Below are 16,062 nucleotides of genomic sequence, written 5' to 3' on the forward strand. Positions count from 1 at the left end.
ATAGAGAGGAAGGGCGGAAAAATCAGCTCCTTCCCTATATTTCAAGGTGAAACGGCTGTCGCCGTCCTTTGGCAGCGCGGCGCGTTTCATTCCGAGAAATAGAGAGGAAGGGCGGAAAAATCAGCTCCTTCCCTATATTTCAAGGTGAAACGGCTGTCGCCGTCCTTTGGCAGCGCGGCGCGTTTCATTCCGAGAAATAGAGAGGAAGGATGGAAAAATCATACTTTCTCTCTATTTTGAAAAAAAGCTTGCCAACCTTCACCGAACTAGGTAGAATCGACAAGGATTATAGACGTAGAACACTCGGGAGGATCAATGGTTTATGAAAAACCGTCATGCAATTGGAATTATGGATCGCCCTCCGCTAGGGCAGAGCCTGATGCTGAGCTTGCAGCATCTATTCGCCATGTTCGGCTCCACCGTGCTTGTGCCGAATTTGCTCGGCGTCGATCCGGCTGTGTGCCTGCTTATGAACGGAATCGGCACCTTGCTTTATTTATGGATTTGCAAAGGCAAAATCCCCGCTTATCTTGGCTCCAGCTTTGCCTTTATCACTCCTGCCGGAGCGGTAATCGGCCAACATGCAGCTGGTGAGCCGGGCAATTATGCCGCAGCGTTGGGTGGTTTTATTGCCGCAGGCGTTATTTTCACACTTGTCGCCTTGATTATTCATTATGCGGGAACGGGCTGGATTAACGTCGTTTTCCCTCCTGCGGCGATGGGCGCGATTGTCGCGATTATCGGGCTGGAGCTCATTCCGGTCGCAGCGAAAATGGCTGGCTGGATTATGCCGGACAACTATAAAGACCCGGCAAACTGGACGATGGACGGTTCAACGGTCGCATTGTCTACCATTACGCTGGCTATAACCGTGTTCGGCTCGGTGCTGTTCCGCGGGTTTATGAAGATTATTCCGATTCTTATTGGAATCGTGTCCGGCTATGTCCTTGCACAATTTATGGGCATGACTGACTTTTCTGGTGTTAGTGAAAGCGGCTGGCTGCAGTCTCCTCAGTTTACGATGCCAGTCTTCCAGTGGGCAGCCATTCTTGCCATCGCTCCCGCTGCGCTCGTCGTCATAGCCGAGCATATCGGCCATCTGGTCGTGACGAGCAATATCGTCGAAAAGGATTTGTCGAAGGACCCGGGGCTCAGCCGCTCCATGCTGGGCAACGGCATTTCAACAATGATCTCCGGCTTCGTCGGCTCCACGCCTAATACGACCTACGGCGAAAATATCGGCGTACTCGCGATCACGAAGGTTTATTCGACCTTTGTCATTGGCGGCGCTGCCGTCATCGCCATTGTGCTCTCTTTTTCAGGAAAATTCTCGGCGCTCATTTCGGGCATTCCGACTCCTGTCATGGGCGGCGTTTCCCTGCTTCTGTTCGGCGTTATCGCCGCATCCGGCTTCCGGATGCTTGTGGAATCGAAGGTCGATTACAGCAAGCCGACTAATCTGTTTCTGACGACGGTTGTAATGGTAACCGGACTCAGCGGCGTCACCATCAAGCTGGGCGATTTCTCCATCTCCGGCATGGCGCTTGCGACAGTCGTAGCGATTTTGCTAAGCCTGCTGTTCAAGCTGTTTGATGTGCTGAAGCTGTCCAACGATCATGAGGCATCGGGGCACTAGCCGCTGACGCAATACGCAATACACGCTTTTCTTAAAAATGAGGGCTGCCAACTATATGGCAGCCCTCATTGCTATAGGAAGACTACTTCCGAATCTCCACGATTTCATGCCTATAGGACAATGCCTAATGCCCTCCCTCCCCCTCTTACATAGGATAGAAGCAAAGGAGGGAAACCTTTCATGCCTTCATACCGCATTATCGTTGATCTATCTGACCGCAGGCTGTATTTGCTCGATGGCAATACGGTTGTAAACGCCTATCCTGTTGGCATCGGCAAAATGCTGACGCAATCGCCGCTCGGCGAATTTACGATTATTAACAAGCAACCTAATCCCGGCGGGCCATTCGGCGCTTTCTGGATGGGATTGTCCAAGCCGCATTACGGCATTCATGGCAACAATGATCCTTCCTCTATCGGGCGCATGGTGTCGCATGGCTGCATCCGCATGTACAATGACGACGTTGTCGCTCTCGCCCATTTGGTTCCAATTAATACCCGTGTGACCATTCGGGAGTAACGGCTGGCAGAGCTAGTCTCCATTGGCGCAGCTGCGGCGCAAGCTATCTGGCGATTGCAGCTGCAAGAGACCGTACTGATCGCTATCGACCACGCGCGTATTGAGCAAATGCTTGCCAACATCGTGGCGAATGCGCTTAACGCATCCTCCCCAGGCGATACGATCCGTATAGAGGCCGAGCTGGATGCGAACAAGGAGCAGCTTATGGCGGCTCCATTGCGTTCAGAAGCAATAACGGCAGTGGCACCGTTTTTCATTTCACTATTCCCCTCTGCTAATCGCATAATGGTTAACCGTTGTACCAATACATAGGATGCTCGTCTATTTGCTCAAAACAAAGCTTTTGGGCGACACTTAAGGACTCCAGGTTATCGGAATGACAGCACCAGTTTGGTGTCAGTCCTTTGTTAAGACACTCCTTAATAAAATGGACACCGGCCCATGCAGCGAGCCCTTTTCGTTTATATTTTTCTACTGTAATGATGTCGATTTCAGCGTAACCGCCTCCAACATAGGGAGAGGAACAAACACTGACAATCTTATCGTCTTTCGTCACAAAATGACCGACACCATTATCGATAAATTGTTGGGCCGAATCCCAAACTATTTTATAATACGGATAAAAGTCCTCTCGATATTGGTTAGCTATTTCTAGATTTAATCCTTCATCGTTGAATTCAGCATTGAGCACAAACGGATAATCGCAATAAGTTTGAAGAAATTTTTCCTTGTTAAATTGGAAATAAGCCCTTTTAATCTTGGCCGCATTTATTAGATTTTTTTCAACCAGCAGCAGTTCCCAATCCGCTGAAAATAAAGCTAGAGCATAAAAACGAATAGAATGGCTGTCTCTATCGTTTAGGAACCGTATAACCCCCTCATTAAATAGAACATCGTTTGCAGCTCCCAATAAACAATAGAATCCACCAACACTCGTTATGAATGCGGCTGTAGGACTTTTCTTATCGTTTACTAACACCTTTCCTGGTTGAAGCTGCTGGATTACCGATAAAGCATAGACCGCTTTATTTCCTACCTTTTCAAGCATTGGATTAACCATATTAAACTCTGCTGCTGTTAGCTCCTGCATAGAAACCGCCTCCTTGTGAAGTGCACTTCACTGTAAGGATTTATTAATAACTTGATAAGCCTTTATATATATTGCGTAATTATAATGGGGTTAAGACAAGCTTTCGGGAGAGATATGCATGACCAAGCAAGCGATTATTCGAGCTAGAAACCTATGTAAAACCTATTCGACAGGCGGCGAGCAATATCATGCCATCCGCAATGTGGATTTAGACATTTATGAGGGCGAATTCACTGTCATTATGGGCAACTTCGGCTCCGGCAAGTCGCCGCTGCTGTACTTGCTGAGCGGGCTGGATCAGGTGACTTGCCCGTCGTCTCGTGCCTGAGTATTTTCTCGGCGGTGCTTGGCTCATGGGCCTCGTCGAAAGTGATTAAACAAGCTACGCCGCTTATTCTCGTGACGGAGTAGACGTTAGGTATAGACAGGTTTAGATAGGCTTAAATAAGCATAGATGCATCAAAGCTGTAGGCTTGCTCGTTCGGATATGTATGCGGAGACGATATGAAGTGGCTTAATAACCGGGCAAAGTCGACAGCGGAAATTTGACGGACACAGACGACGCTATTTTAACCAGATTAGGGTTTTTGGCGGTACTTGCGGACTCAGGAGACGCTAATGAGCGCCTCATACTCATTTTCATGTGATTATGGAGACAATAACGGATTTCCTGTCCGCTCACAGGCTGAAATCGCATAAAATGCTAAAATAGCGGCTCCTCAGTCCTTCAAAATGCAAGGTGCCCTTCACTTCCCCCTTCCTTCCCTTCCTTATCCTGTCCTACCCTACCCGCGTTGCCTAAAATTAACTCCCCTTGCTCATCTTCTTCATTTTGATTTGTAAACAAGGGGTTGCCCTAGTTGTTGCAGCTACTGAGGGCAGCCCCCTTGCTCAAAAGAGGTGATTTTCAGCTTGTCATCAATGAAGTCCAGCACCTGCTGCAAATCCGCTATTTGCTGCCTAATTTGCTGCTGATGGTTCAGCATTAATTGCACCAGCTCGGGGTAATCCGACGGTTTATTGATGAAGGACACACCTATAAACGGTCTTATCTCGTCAAGCGACATGCCTGTTTTCTTCAGGCAGACCAGCATCTTCATCGTTTCAATATCCTTCATCCGGTAAAAACGATGGGTGTTGTTTTTACGCTCCGCCTGCGGCAAAACGCCGATTTTCTCATAATAACGGATTGTATCCTCTGATAACCCTCCTAGCTTCGCGGCTTCCTTAATGGTGTAAATCTTTCCACTATCTTGTACCCGCTTCATTTCCATCGTTTTCTTTCCTTCCGCCATCCCGATTCCCCCTGTTTCAACATAGATATAGAAAGCGTAACAAGGTTTCGGGGAAATTGCCAGTTTATAAGATAGGGAACGATCCCTAAGGTAGAACCTTACAAAAGGCCGCTTTTCAACCGATAATACTATGTAAGAAGTTTCATTCACAACAACTTTAAAGATAAGAAGGGCTGAGGTATACATGTCTATCGTCCGTCGGACGTTCATTTGTCTTATGGTGGTTTCCAGCATGCTTGGGGGAAGCATCGCTGCTGCTGAAACCTATGGACCAAGCAATCAAGGGTCAGATACATTAATGCAATGGGCCAGAGAAAATGGAATCATTGAGGGTTATTCGGATGGAAGCTTTCAACCGGATCGACTTGTAAGCGAGGCAGAGTTTTTGAAAATATTGTATGAGGCGTTCGATAATGGGTTGTTGAGGAACGCTGAAACGGATGGGACAATTAAAAGTCGGGTAAACACGCTATATCAATTTGCGAAAGAGTGGAACCATCCCGTTGTCGGAGCAGCCAAGACAGAACTTCGTACAGCACCGATCACTCAAGCACAAGCAGCCGCGATTATTGCCTCAGCCAATGGCGTCCACTTTGAGGGACAGGATAATCTGATTTATCTAATTGGACATGGGATGGTACACGGTGATGCCGCCTCGCTGTCTACCTTTAAAGCCGATTCTCCTTTGACACGGGCTGAGGCTATTCAATGGATTAGGCAGTTGACGGTTGCAGGAATGATGGGTATCGAGGAGCGTCCAAAATCCCTGTCCAAACGCAGCATGCTGCCGAGTCTGGTGAATGCGCCAAAACCTTTGCCCCTATTCAGCACGCAGCCATTAACCAAAGGGGATTTTGATTTAATTGGAACCGAGCCTAATTCGACAGTGAAATTTGGGGATACGAAATCCTCTATCGATGCACGGTTTGGGGAGTCTCAGACTGTCTCATTTGGATTTAACCAGTATCCTTCCTTCTCAGTTATATACAATAAAGCGGATCTGTTAGGCCTTTGGTCTATATCTACTGATTCAGAATATACGGACACTAGTAAGATTTTCTCTACCAGCAAAGGTATAATAGTCGGAAAAAGCACATTAAGGGATGTCCTTCTGCAATATGGAACAGCGGGCTATTTAAGACCAGGCAAAGCGTACCTCTTTTATGAGCAGGCGGAGGATGGAAGCTATTTTTCGCTTGATCCATTTTTCGATGGTACTCCCATTAAAAATAGAAACAAAACCTATGGCTTTGCCTTCTTCTTCGAGGAAGAAACATTGAAAGTCGATCTCATCATGTCTTTTTGGCTGCCTGCAATCAGTGGGGATGATTCTTAGCTTATGTTTTCACATCTTATATAATAAAATCCCCTCCAGTTCCCCCTCCCCCACGATTTGTATGGGAAACGGGTCAACCAGAGGGGATTACTGCTTCTGCTTGTGATTGTAAAGCTTTAGTAAGCCAGCCAGCCCGCATCGGCGGTTACAACCGTGCCGTTGACGAAGCTTGCATCATCGGAGGCCAGGAACAGAGCAACCTTCGCAATTTCCTCCGGCTCGCCCGTACGCGGGTTGAGGCCCATGCCTGCCATCGCACGCGAAGCTCCGAAAGCGTTAGGCTCCGTTAGCGACGCCGCAATGTTCGTTTTCACACCGCCAGGTGCAATCGCATTGCAGCGAATGCCGAGGTCGGCATATTGGAAACCAATATTTTTCGTGAGGCCCACGACAGCATGCTTGGAAGCTGTATAAGCAGCGCCCGCTCTAGAGCCTTGTAAACCTCCAGCAGAAGCGATATTGACGATAACCCCACTCTTCTTCTCGGTGAAAAGAGGGAGCACTTTCCGAATCGTACGCATCGGTCCCGTTGTATTAATAGCGAATACCCGCTCCCATAGCTCATCCGTTAAGTCCCCTGCCGGAACAAAGTTATCCATAATTCCCGCATTATTAACTAAAATATCCACTGTGCCGTATGTTGCTACGGTCGTATCGATTAATTGCTGAACATCCTCTTCCTTCGCTACATTGGCAGCGATTGCAATGGCTTGTCCGCCGCTTGCTTCAATAGCGGAAACAACCGTTTGAGCAGCATCTACGCGAAGATCGGAAACGACGACTTTAGCTCCTTCTGCTGCGAACAGCTCGGCAATCGCTTTCCCCATACCTGAAGCTGCGCCAGTTACGACAGCTACTTTTCCTGTTAGTCTCACGGTTCATTCCTCCATTTGAAATCAAGGATACAATAAACACATGCTCATTACAGAACATCTGTTACTTCGAGTATAATAAAACGTAAGGTTAAGAGACAATCAGCAAAAAAACCACATTTGCCCGGTAACAGACACAATGCGGTTTTTTGTATATAAACACGTCAAGAAGGTGGAGCATAATGTCTGAAAACAATCCAAAAATCGACCGCCGAACTTTGCGCAGCAGACGTGCCATGCGGGAAGCACTGCTCACTCTAATGGCGAATAAGCCATTCCAAGCAATCTCCATTACGGAGATTGTAGAATGCGCTGGCTACAACCGGGGAACCTTTTATGCCAATTATGATAGTAAAGAAGCGCTGCTGGATGAGATTACGAATGAGCTGCTCGATAAGCTGCTGCAATCGTTTCGGGAACCCTACGAGCATGTCGAGGTCTTTAACGTTAGCGAGCTTCCTGCCCATGCAGTCACGATTTTCAGACATATTTACGAGCATTCGGGCGTCTACACGATTCTAATGAAAAATGATGTGCTGCCCAATATGAAGGAAAAAATGCTTCATGTCCTTAAACAAATTTCGATGGCGGAGCTTTTGAATCCTACGGATGATATTGATCCGGAGCTGTTAGCCACCTATAGCATGAGTTCTGTGCTTGGCCTCGTATGGCACTGGATTGAAACCGGCTTTAAGCATCCGCCTGAATATATGCAGGAACAGCTCGTTAAGATCGTTAATATGAATCCCAATGATGCAAATATGGCGCGTCCAGGAAAGCGGCCCTAATAGCTGTCTTAATAATACGCTCCCCCATTCCAAATTTCGACCTAACTGCAGGAGCATTCGAACTGCATGCCCCTTGCATCTGTCATGTCGTTCTCCGAACCCAGACATCCTTATAATTGATGTTGCCCCAGGCATTCAAGGCAATGCCCTGCAAGGACTGGTGATGCCCAACCAGCTGCCGGCTATGATGCAGAAACAACAGGCTGAACTGCTGCTTGAGCCGCTCTTGAATACGCATTAAAATGTCCAATCGGGCCTCCTGCTGCTGCTCCCGCAAACATAATGAAATATGCTCATCGACAAAGGCGCGGTCTTCAAGGCAAAGACCGCTAGCTACGAAGCTCGTCTCCGACTTATACAGCTCAATTAGCGTCATATCCGGCTGCTCCCCCAGCACCTCTCCGCCTAAAATAATATCAGCTTCCTTCCGATGCTCAGCGCACGCCACCAGCTCCTCAATTGGGAACACCCCAATTTCGATTCGAATACCCAGCTTCTCGCATGCCTTCCGGGTCCATTCCGCACTCTGCTCATTGCTGGGCATCTCATACGTGTACAGCTTGAGCGTTTCGCCTGCGTAACCCGATTCGCTTACCAGTTGCACCGCATAGGAGAAATCATAGCTGGTGCCATCGTCAGCATCTATCCCCTCTTCCAAGAAGCCCGTTGACGCCTGCTCGCGAATGCCGCCCAGATCGGCAATCATCTGCTGGCGGTTCAAGCCGTAATGAATCGCTTGGCGCAGCTTCAGCGACTGCAGCACTCCTTGTCTCGCTAGATTAAAGGCTAAATAGGTGCTGCCCTGCTCCAACTGCTCCACTTGCTCCAACTGCTCCTTCTTCCCATCCGCCTGCTGCTTTAGCTGTGCTTCAAAATAGGCCAGCTGCGACTGCTGCTCTGGAACAGACCACCCTTCGCTCGACTCATAGTTTGGCCACACCCACATTTCAATGCGGTCCAGATGGGGGCAGCCTTCGAAATACAGCTCATTCGCCTCCACAATGAGCATTGATTCATCATTCCGGAGCATGCGGAAGGGCCCTGTCCCAATCGGCATTCTAGCAAATTCCTCTGCTCCCCCCAGCTCGCCCGCATGCTCCGGCACAATGCTGAAGCGCTCCGTGCACAAGCTGTGCATAAACAAAGCATTCGGCTCCTTCAGCGCAATGGTGAGGCTGTACGTTCCGGTTATGTTGATCGCTGCAATCATCGAGGTCAGCCACTCCGAAGGAGAGCTTGCCATCAGCCGCTGAAAGGTAAAAGCAACATCACGCGCGGTCAGCCGCTTCCCATGGTGAAAACGTACGCCCTTACGCAGAAAAAAAGACCACTGCGTATGCTCCTCATTGCTTTCCCAATAGTGGGCCAGCTGCGGTTGAAACGTCCCCCGCGAAAACTTGACCAGCGTATTAAAAATCTGTTCAACCCAATGCGACTCCGTACGCCGGAACACATAGGCAGGGTCCAGCCTTAAGACAGGACGATAGAACGGGAAGCGCAGCACATCCTTCTCCTCCGTATCCTGCTGCAAGCCAAACTGCCGGGTCAGCCATGCCATGAACTCGGCTTTAATCGCTTGATCCTCAAATGGCTCCATGAGCTTCCATGCCTCATTGATTTTCTCCTTTTCAACCAGCTCCTGCGCTTTGGCGAACGCCAGCTCTCTATAGGATTTCAGAAATGCCAGCTGCGATAAATTTCCCCGTCCGCGCCCTGGCGTCCATTCCACAAGCCCAAGCTCCGTCATTTTGTGCAAAAGCATTTGCGTGTTGCGGCGTGTGCAGGCAAGCAGCTCGCTTAGCTCCTCCATCGATACAGCAAACCGCTGCCGCTTCGGCATGTCAATATAATGCTTCCTTAACTGGCCGTAATAGTCGTGGACGTCCATTTAGACTCCTTTTCCAATAGGCAAATGCTAAAAGGCGAAAAATAAAATCCTCACCTTTCGCTTTTCCTTCGTCTTTTTCGAAAGTATACTTTGATCCATAAATACGGTCAAGAGGAGCAGCCCCACATGTTCATAAAAACTAATCGTCTTCCCCTATCACGGCAGCAGTCGCACACGGCAATATGGGGCCATCGGAACTTTCTTATTCTTTTCTTTACTAGCGGCATCATAGCCTTCGGCAATAAAATCTATGAGCTGGCGCTGCCGCTCATTTTATATGATTTGACGCAGTCGGCTGTCGCTATGTCGACGATGAAGGGCATCGAGTTTCTGCCGAATTTATTGCTGGCCGTGTTCATTGGCGTATTAGTGGATCGGGTGCATAAAAAGAATTGGTCGCTCGCTTCGATTTTGCTGCAAATGCTCGTTCTGCTCGGCTTGTATGCCGCACTTGCCTATGGCGACCCTTCGCTGTATGTCCTCTACGCAGGCGGATTTCTGCTGATGGCCTTCGGCTATGCCTTCTCCAATGCGCGGGTAGCGATCGTCAAGCAGGCGATTCCTACCGAGCTGCTCACCTCGGCCAACGTATCGCTCAATTTCGTTACGACGCTGATCGGCATCATTGGGCCTGTACTGACGGGGCTTTTGCTCATGCTGCCGCGGCTTCATGACGGTTTGTTCGTGACGGCGGTGGCGTTCGGCTTTGCTTTCATTTTGCTATTATTTCTGCAATCGAATGAGCAGCCGCGGGCGCAGCGGGAATCAAGCTTTTGGAAGGAGCTGCTGGAGGGCTGGCGCGAGCTGCGCCGCAACCGCTTATTATGGCTGATTACGTTAACGGTTATTTTCCTCAATTGCGCCTCCGGCATGGTCGATACAACGGTCATTTTTTATGCCAAGGACGCATTGCTGCTGAGCAATTTCGAGCTGGGACTCGTATGGTCAGCGGCTGGGGCTGGCGGCCTGCTCGGCAGCTTCATCATCGGCTGGCTGCGCCGCAGGCTTAAGGTTGGAACGTTAATTACGCTAACGACTTTATGTCTAGCCCTTACTTATTTCATGATGTATCTTTCCCATTCTGCTGCCATGCTAGGCGTGTCGCTGTTTCTAAATGGCTGGTTCGAAACGATCAGCGTCGTCTGCATTTGGACGTTCCGCCAGGAAACGACGCCGCAGCACTTGATCGGGAGAATTAGCGGCATTACCGGCTCGCTGTTCAAGCTTGGCATGCCCTTCGCCGTCGCGGCGGCTGGCTGGATTTCCGTGTTTACTGCGCCATCCATCGTCTTTCTTGTGGCAATGCTCATCAACTTGATTTTGTTCGTCTGCTGCCGCTTTAGCCCGCTATGGGAAAAGCAGCGAAGCTTGCTTTAAAATCGGATTATACTTGTGAGGAGCAAGTGTTTATAATAAAATTAAATATAATTAGATATAAATAAATATATTTAGCCGCAATAGGAAATGAGGAAATCATATGATACAAAAAGCAACGTTTGCCGGAGGCTGCTTCTGGTGCATGGTCAGTCCGTTTGAAGAGCAGCCCGGCATTCACGGCATTTTGTCCGGTTATATGGGCGGAGAGCTGGAGAACCCTACGTATGAGCAAGTATTGACAGGAGAGACCGGGCATTTGGAGGTTGTACAAATAACGTATGACGATGACATTTTCCCATATGAAAAGCTGCTAGAGCTTTATTGGCCGCAAATTGATCCGACCGATGCAGTCGGACAAGGCAATGATCAGAAGAGCCAATATCGGGCGGCGATCCTCTATCATACGGAGGAGCAGCGCGAGCTGGCCTTGCAGTCCAGAGAAGCTCTCGCGGGCAGCGGCCGCTTTGACAAGCCTGTCGTAACAGCGATCGAAGAAGCTTCCGTCTTCTATCCGGCGGAGGAATACCATCAAAACTATCATCGCAAAAACCCGGAATTTTATAAGGAATCGCGTATTTATTCCGGCCGCGAAGCGATTATCGAGAAGTATTGGAAATAAAACGAATCCATTTAATAAAGGCAGCCCGCAATTAGGGCTGCTTTTGCTTTTGTTTTTGCATTTGCTTTTGCTTTTGCATTTGCTTTTGCATTTGCTTTTGCATTTGCTTTTGCATTTGCTTTTGCATTTGCTTTTGTCGGGAACTTCACCTTGTTATACAGCATACGCTTGGGAAAGCTGCTTTATTTTTTCAATAATCGCGCCTTCGTAATCCCCTTCCACTGCGATGCTTGCCGTCGCATATGGTCCCAGCTCCGCATGATCGCCGATTCTTACCGCATAAAGCGCCGCCTGGAACATGCTGATGTCATTGGCATCGTTGCCGAAGGCGATGAACTGCTTCGCTTGCAGTCCCGCTTTTTGCAGGGCGCTCCATTTATGGATGTTCTGCGGGCCCAGATCAAGCACATTTTCCCGGCTATGCTGGTGGACCACTAGCTCAAGTGCGGCTAATTCTGCAAACAAGCGCTCCATATTCACCGACGACAGGATGAGGATTTTTACGATTGTGTTAAGCGACTCGACGGACACCTTTTTAGCCAGCTTTAAAGGATCTACATTGTTCAAAATAGGATGGTCGCTTGCTCCTGTATAAGCATAATCCCACTCGATATCGATTAAGTATGTACCCTGATACGCTATAATTAATTCCATTATTTTACTTACTTGTTCGGTGGTAAACGCTTCTCCAGGCAGTGTCTTTCCCGCTCGAGAAATCAGCGAGCCATTGCCGCCAATGAATAGAAGATGATGAAATCTCTGGTCCACCACAGGAAGCATGTCCCTGATTGGGCGGGCTGAAGCAAATACAACCTCATGTCCTGCCTCGATTAAACCCTCCAACGCGCAAAGCAAACGTTCCGATATCGGTTTTCCTTTAAAACAAATTGTTCCATCCAAATCAAATACAAATTGCATCCTCAGCCTCCACTTTAGCTGCATTTCAACTAAATTTTATTAAATAATAATTCCTACGCAAAAAATAATATTTAAATTGACTATCGCCAACTATTTTGCAAGCGATTTCATTCCCAATTCATTAAAAATGAAAAATTTTCAAAATAAAATGAAAATAATAGTAATAAGTTTGCAAGCTGCAACCGATATTAGAAGTACACACATTTTATCAAAAGGAGAATAGTAATGTCATTAAAGAACTCGCGTTTTATTCGTAATTTGCTCATTCTTGGTTCGATTCGTCAGACAGCAGGTAGAATTGTATTGTCCACCCTGCTTATTATCGTCGTTTGTGTCTCCGTGCTCTCCTACACCTTCTACGTTCCAACCTCCAGAGAAGTCCAATCCCAAGCCGAAAAACAAATGGAGCTTTACTCCAGCCTTCTGGCCAAAGAAATTGATGCCAATTTAGTTGAAAAGCAGGCGATTATGCAGGTCATTGCGGAGCAGGGCTCCAAGGTGGAAGCAGACCGGCAGCAGCAGCTTGATTTTCTCGTTCAAGCCCATAATCAGCATCCCGAATTTGAATCGATTTTTTTCTCACTTGATTTAATTGGCGCCAACGCTGTTAACATTAAAAATACGGACGTCGATTTATCTGATCGGCCTTACATCAAGCTTGCCAAGGAAGGCAAACCGTTCATTTCTGAGCCGGTTATTTCCAAAACGATGGGCACGATGGTTGTTGTTGTCGGTGCTCCACTAATCAAGGATGGCAAAGCTTATGGATTTTATGGAGCCTCCTATTCGATTAGCCAAGCGGTAGAAAGCGTCAGCAAAGCTCAATTCGGCGAGACCGGAAAAGCTTATATGACCTTAGCTGACGGAACATTCCTTTCGTACACGGATGACTCGTTTGTGTTAAACAAAAAACTATCCGATCTGGGTATCGCTGCACTTGATCAAGCGCTCACCAATGCGACCCAAGGCCATACCGCCCCGATTCATTATAAGGAAAATGGCGTTAATAAAATTGGGTTTATGAGTGTGACTGGCCTGGGCTGGGTCATTACGATGTTCGCAGACGAAAGTGAAATTTTAAAGCCTGTCGATACTTTGCTAAACTTGATTATGTTGGTCGGCTCAGGCATTATCATCCTTGCCCTGATTATGACGGTTCTCATTGCTCTGCGGATTGTGTATCCGATTCGTCAGTTGACACATGGCATTGATGTTTTGGCGCAAGGCGATTTAACGTATCGCATTCCGGTGAAAGGCAAAACCGATATTAGCAAGGCGCTGCATTCCTTTAATACCGCTGGCGATCAAATGCAGCTGTTGATGAAGGAGGTTAATGGCTTATCCGAGCAGTTGACGGATTCTGCGAAGCAGCTTGCTGAGGGAGCGGATCAAGGCGCACGTGCGGCGCAAAGCATTTCCGAAGCGATTCTCGTCGTAGCCGAAAGCTCGGAGCGCCAAACATCCAGCTTGCAGGATGGAAGCCAAGCAGCCGACAGCATCGCTGTGCAAATTGATGGTATCGCTTCTTATAGTACAAATGCAGCTGACATCGCTTCAGAAGCCTCCAACCTCTCCGATGACGGAGCGGCTTCCATGGATCAGCTTAATGGAAAAATGGTCGCGATGGAGCAAGGCATCGGCGAGCTTGCCCAAACGATTCATGCGCTCAGCGGCTTGTCCGGCAAAATCGGTGATGTCGTAAGCAGCATCAGCCAAATTGCCCGCCAAACGAATATTTTGTCGTTGAATGCAGCCATTGAGGCTTCACGCTCGGGAGAAGCAGGACGCGGCTTTGCAGTCGTAGCGGATGAAATCCGCAAGCTTGCCGGCCAGTCGATGGAATCAGCCGAGCAAATAGCTGGCTTTATCGGAAGTATCCGCCTCGAAATTGATCGGACGCTGCAAGCCTCTGAACAGACCGTCAACCAAGCGGCTGAAGGCAAACATACGGGTGAAGAAGCCCGTGAGCTGTTCGCCCGCATTCGCTCTTCCATTCAGGAGGTAGCCGTGAGCATTCAAGGCGTATCAACAGCATCCGGCGAGATGGTGTCCGGTACAACTACATTGGTGGAATCCATTCGCCTCATCTCCGACTCGGCCAGTGAAACCGCAGCCGAATCACAAAACGTGTCCGCTGCGGCAGAGGAGCAAATGGCTTCGATGGAGGAAGTAGCGTCGTCCTCCGCAGAGCTTGCTAATATGGCCGAGAAGCTGCGTATTCAAATTAATAAATTCAAGCTGTAGCCTTGAGTTGAACGAACCGTCCCGGTGCATCGTCAAAAACAGCAAAAGCCTCATGCTTTTGCTGCTGACGATTCATCGGGATTTTTTTGCTTTCAATCCATTCAAAAAGCTTTCCAGCAGCGCTAATGCCATTTCGACGACGCAGCTCTATAAGTCTATAAGCCTGCTGCTGCTTTGATTTGGGCCCGCTGCTCCATAATCAATTTTTTCAGGCTGTCTGTTCCGAAGGCGCCAGTATGAAATCCATTCCCCTCGGGATAATACACGAGCCGGAAAGAGCTGCCATCCAGCAAGTATACCCTTAGAAAAATACCGGATTCATGCTTCGTTTTTTCATAAACCTGTTTAAACCCTACATGCTGCAGAGGAAGCAGCTCCTGAATAAATTGTGCAGACGCTTCTGCACTAAAGTCGCCGATCGGACTGCCATCCTCGGCACTTTCCAGACCTACTTTATCAACTTTGCCTTCGATATCGAGCAATTGTCCCAGCGTTGCCGCCTTTGGATTATCCATCACCTCATAAACCTTGTTGAATGCTACGACACGGAACTCCGACTTGTAGCCCTTTATCGCATAAATTTCTGTGCCGATAGGCAAAAAGGCGGCATTCCCATCCTTCTCCACATAATCCGTGCAAGCATGATCGTTCAGCATATAAGTTACCTCGCCTACTTTTTCACCAAGCTGGTCGTCAGATACCTTCCCGCTTCCCTCGTAGTTGTATTGATATTTGATGCCATTAATCATCAGAAAATCGACCCACTCGATAATTGCATTACAAGTTTCAGCCGGTTCCTCGGGTTCTGGACCCGCAGCCTTAACCTGATTTTCGGTTGCCTCGGGCGCTTCACGTTCCATCGCACTACTCCCGCAGCCGACAGCTGTCAGCATAAGGAGCAGCACGATTAAAGCCTGGCCCGTCCGTTTTATTCCATTCATCGCCAATCACCTCCCTTCCCTAGACGCTCCCGCGAATCACAATGTTACAGAAAACCGGGAAAGGCCGCGCTGACCTTCGCTCCATAAAAAAAGGGCTGCCCCCAGCCATTAATTATGGCTTTGGGACAACCCTCACAGCATAGCTTGCTCAGCTCAGCCGTCTATACTGACCTTATTTCATTAATTGATCAAATCCTGCCGAAGCGGCGTGAAGGTATCGAGCAGCTTGCTTGCTTTCAAGGCGCGGCAGCCATGCTCGGCATTGCTAGGAATAAAGATCGTCTCGCCTGCGGAAATGACGGTCTTCTCCCCATTTATCAAAAACTCCAGCTGCCCTTCCAGGCAGTAGGAAAACTGCTCATGCACATGGCTGTGCAAATAACCTTCCGCTCCTTCCTCAAAATGCACCTCCATCATCATAATCGTCTCGCCCGGTGTGAAAATTTTCCGTTTTACGCCTGGCTCGGCATTTTCCCAATTGTTCAATCTGCTCATCATTCGTCAATCCTCTCAACTATTATTGGATTAGATTACATCTA

17 protein-coding genes and 1 pseudogene are annotated in these 16,062 nt (G+C 48.4%); 10 read left to right on the forward strand and 8 right to left on the reverse strand.

Features of this window, described 5'->3' with window-relative positions:
* The first annotated feature begins 322 nt into the window (after positions 1–322).
* The 3 genes from uraA (at position 323) to AC50X8_RS24445 (ending at position 2,467) form a co-directional block, all read left to right on the forward strand.
* On the forward strand, positions 323–1,636 hold the full coding sequence (gene uraA / locus AC50X8_RS24435; protein WP_494862608.1) for a uracil permease: 1,314 nt from the start codon (positions 323–325) through the stop codon (positions 1,634–1,636).
* A gap of 180 nt (positions 1,637–1,816) precedes the next feature.
* Positions 1,817–2,155 carry a L,D-transpeptidase gene (locus AC50X8_RS24440; RefSeq protein WP_056033554.1) on the forward strand — a complete coding sequence of 113 codons (339 nt, stop codon included), beginning with the start codon at positions 1,817–1,819 and terminating at the stop codon, positions 2,153–2,155.
* A gap of 54 nt (positions 2,156–2,209) precedes the next feature.
* Positions 2,210–2,467 carry an ATP-binding protein gene (locus AC50X8_RS24445; RefSeq protein WP_056033551.1) on the forward strand — a complete coding sequence of 86 codons (258 nt, stop codon included), beginning with the start codon at positions 2,210–2,212 and terminating at the stop codon, positions 2,465–2,467.
* Here the strand turns inward: AC50X8_RS24445 and AC50X8_RS24450 are convergent.
* Positions 2,445–3,245 carry a GNAT family N-acetyltransferase gene (locus AC50X8_RS24450; RefSeq protein ID WP_494882032.1) on the reverse strand — a complete coding sequence of 267 codons (801 nt, stop codon included), beginning with the start codon at positions 3,243–3,245 and terminating at the stop codon, positions 2,445–2,447. The genes AC50X8_RS24445 and AC50X8_RS24450 overlap by 23 nt on opposite strands.
* 118 nt (positions 3,246–3,363) lie before the next feature.
* Between AC50X8_RS24450 and AC50X8_RS24455 the strand changes: the two are divergent.
* A pseudogene (locus AC50X8_RS24455) lies at positions 3,364–3,552 on the forward strand (ATP-binding cassette domain-containing protein); the annotation flags it as partial.
* A gap of 562 nt (positions 3,553–4,114) precedes the next feature.
* Here AC50X8_RS24455 and AC50X8_RS24460 read toward each other — a convergent pair.
* Positions 4,115–4,540, reverse strand: a complete 426-nt coding sequence (locus AC50X8_RS24460; RefSeq protein ID WP_494882034.1) for a MerR family transcriptional regulator — start codon at positions 4,538–4,540, stop codon at positions 4,115–4,117.
* A gap of 184 nt (positions 4,541–4,724) precedes the next feature.
* Between AC50X8_RS24460 and AC50X8_RS24465 the strand changes: the two genes are divergently transcribed.
* The gene (locus AC50X8_RS24465; RefSeq protein WP_494882036.1) at positions 4,725–5,876 is read left to right on the forward strand and encodes an S-layer homology domain-containing protein; all 1,152 of its coding nucleotides are present in this window, start codon (positions 4,725–4,727) and stop codon (positions 5,874–5,876) included.
* A 116-nt stretch (positions 5,877–5,992) separates the two neighbouring features.
* On the opposite strand, the gene AC50X8_RS24470 is transcribed toward AC50X8_RS24465, so the two are convergent.
* Complete coding sequence (locus tag AC50X8_RS24470; protein WP_494862620.1) at positions 5,993–6,751, reverse strand: SDR family oxidoreductase; 759 nt, start codon at positions 6,749–6,751, stop codon at positions 5,993–5,995.
* A gap of 179 nt (positions 6,752–6,930) precedes the next feature.
* Between AC50X8_RS24470 and AC50X8_RS24475 the strand changes: the two genes are divergently transcribed.
* Positions 6,931–7,536, forward strand: coding sequence for a TetR/AcrR family transcriptional regulator (locus tag AC50X8_RS24475; protein WP_056033489.1), 606 nt, complete (start codon positions 6,931–6,933; stop codon positions 7,534–7,536).
* Positions 7,537–7,618: 82 nt separating this feature from the next.
* Here AC50X8_RS24475 and AC50X8_RS24480 read toward each other — a convergent pair whose 3' ends face one another.
* A complete protein-coding gene (locus AC50X8_RS24480; protein ID WP_494882038.1) occupies positions 7,619–9,424 on the reverse strand; it encodes an ABC transporter substrate-binding protein in 1,806 nt (601 codons plus the stop codon).
* 126 nt (positions 9,425–9,550) lie between these two features.
* Here AC50X8_RS24480 and AC50X8_RS24485 point away from each other — a divergent pair, with 126 nt between their 5' ends.
* Both AC50X8_RS24485 and msrA read left to right on the forward strand, forming a co-directional pair.
* The gene (locus AC50X8_RS24485; protein ID WP_494882040.1) at positions 9,551–10,801 is read left to right on the forward strand and encodes an MFS transporter; all 1,251 of its coding nucleotides are present in this window, start codon (positions 9,551–9,553) and stop codon (positions 10,799–10,801) included.
* A 103-nt stretch (positions 10,802–10,904) separates the two neighbouring features.
* Positions 10,905–11,420, forward strand: coding sequence for a peptide-methionine (S)-S-oxide reductase MsrA (gene msrA, locus AC50X8_RS24490; protein WP_056033535.1), 516 nt, complete (start codon positions 10,905–10,907; stop codon positions 11,418–11,420).
* Positions 11,421–11,431: 11 nt separating this feature from the next.
* Here the strand turns inward: msrA and AC50X8_RS24495 are convergent, their stop codons facing one another.
* Both AC50X8_RS24495 and AC50X8_RS24500 read right to left on the reverse strand, forming a co-directional pair.
* Positions 11,432–11,569: a hypothetical protein gene (locus AC50X8_RS24495; RefSeq protein ID WP_494882042.1), complete on the reverse strand. Its 138-nt coding sequence runs from the start codon at positions 11,567–11,569 to the stop codon at positions 11,432–11,434.
* 4 nt (positions 11,570–11,573) lie between these two features.
* On the reverse strand, positions 11,574–12,338 hold the full coding sequence (locus tag AC50X8_RS24500) for an HAD-IIB family hydrolase (protein WP_494862629.1): 765 nt from the start codon (positions 12,336–12,338) through the stop codon (positions 11,574–11,576).
* Between the two features lie 225 nt (positions 12,339–12,563).
* On the opposite strand from AC50X8_RS24500, the gene AC50X8_RS24505 reads away from it, so the two are divergent.
* Positions 12,564–14,582, forward strand: coding sequence for a methyl-accepting chemotaxis protein (locus tag AC50X8_RS24505; RefSeq protein WP_494882047.1), 2,019 nt, complete (start codon positions 12,564–12,566; stop codon positions 14,580–14,582).
* Between the two features lie 7 nt (positions 14,583–14,589).
* Entirely contained in the window at positions 14,590–14,760 is a 171-nt protein-coding gene (locus AC50X8_RS24510; protein WP_494882051.1) for a hypothetical protein, read from the forward strand.
* On the opposite strand, the gene AC50X8_RS24515 is transcribed toward AC50X8_RS24510, so the two are convergent.
* Both AC50X8_RS24515 and AC50X8_RS24520 read right to left on the reverse strand, forming a co-directional pair.
* Positions 14,738–15,523, reverse strand: coding sequence for a hypothetical protein (locus tag AC50X8_RS24515; RefSeq protein WP_494882053.1), 786 nt, complete (start codon positions 15,521–15,523; stop codon positions 14,738–14,740). The two genes, AC50X8_RS24510 and AC50X8_RS24515, sit on opposite strands and share 23 nt — an antisense overlap.
* Positions 15,524–15,703: 180 nt before the next feature.
* Positions 15,704–16,018, reverse strand: a complete 315-nt coding sequence (locus AC50X8_RS24520) for a cupin domain-containing protein (RefSeq protein ID WP_494882224.1) — start codon at positions 16,016–16,018, stop codon at positions 15,704–15,706.
* Between the last annotated feature and the right edge of the window lie 44 nt (positions 16,019–16,062).

The sequence above is a fragment of the Paenibacillus sp. JT22N15 genome (assembly GCF_059383755.1).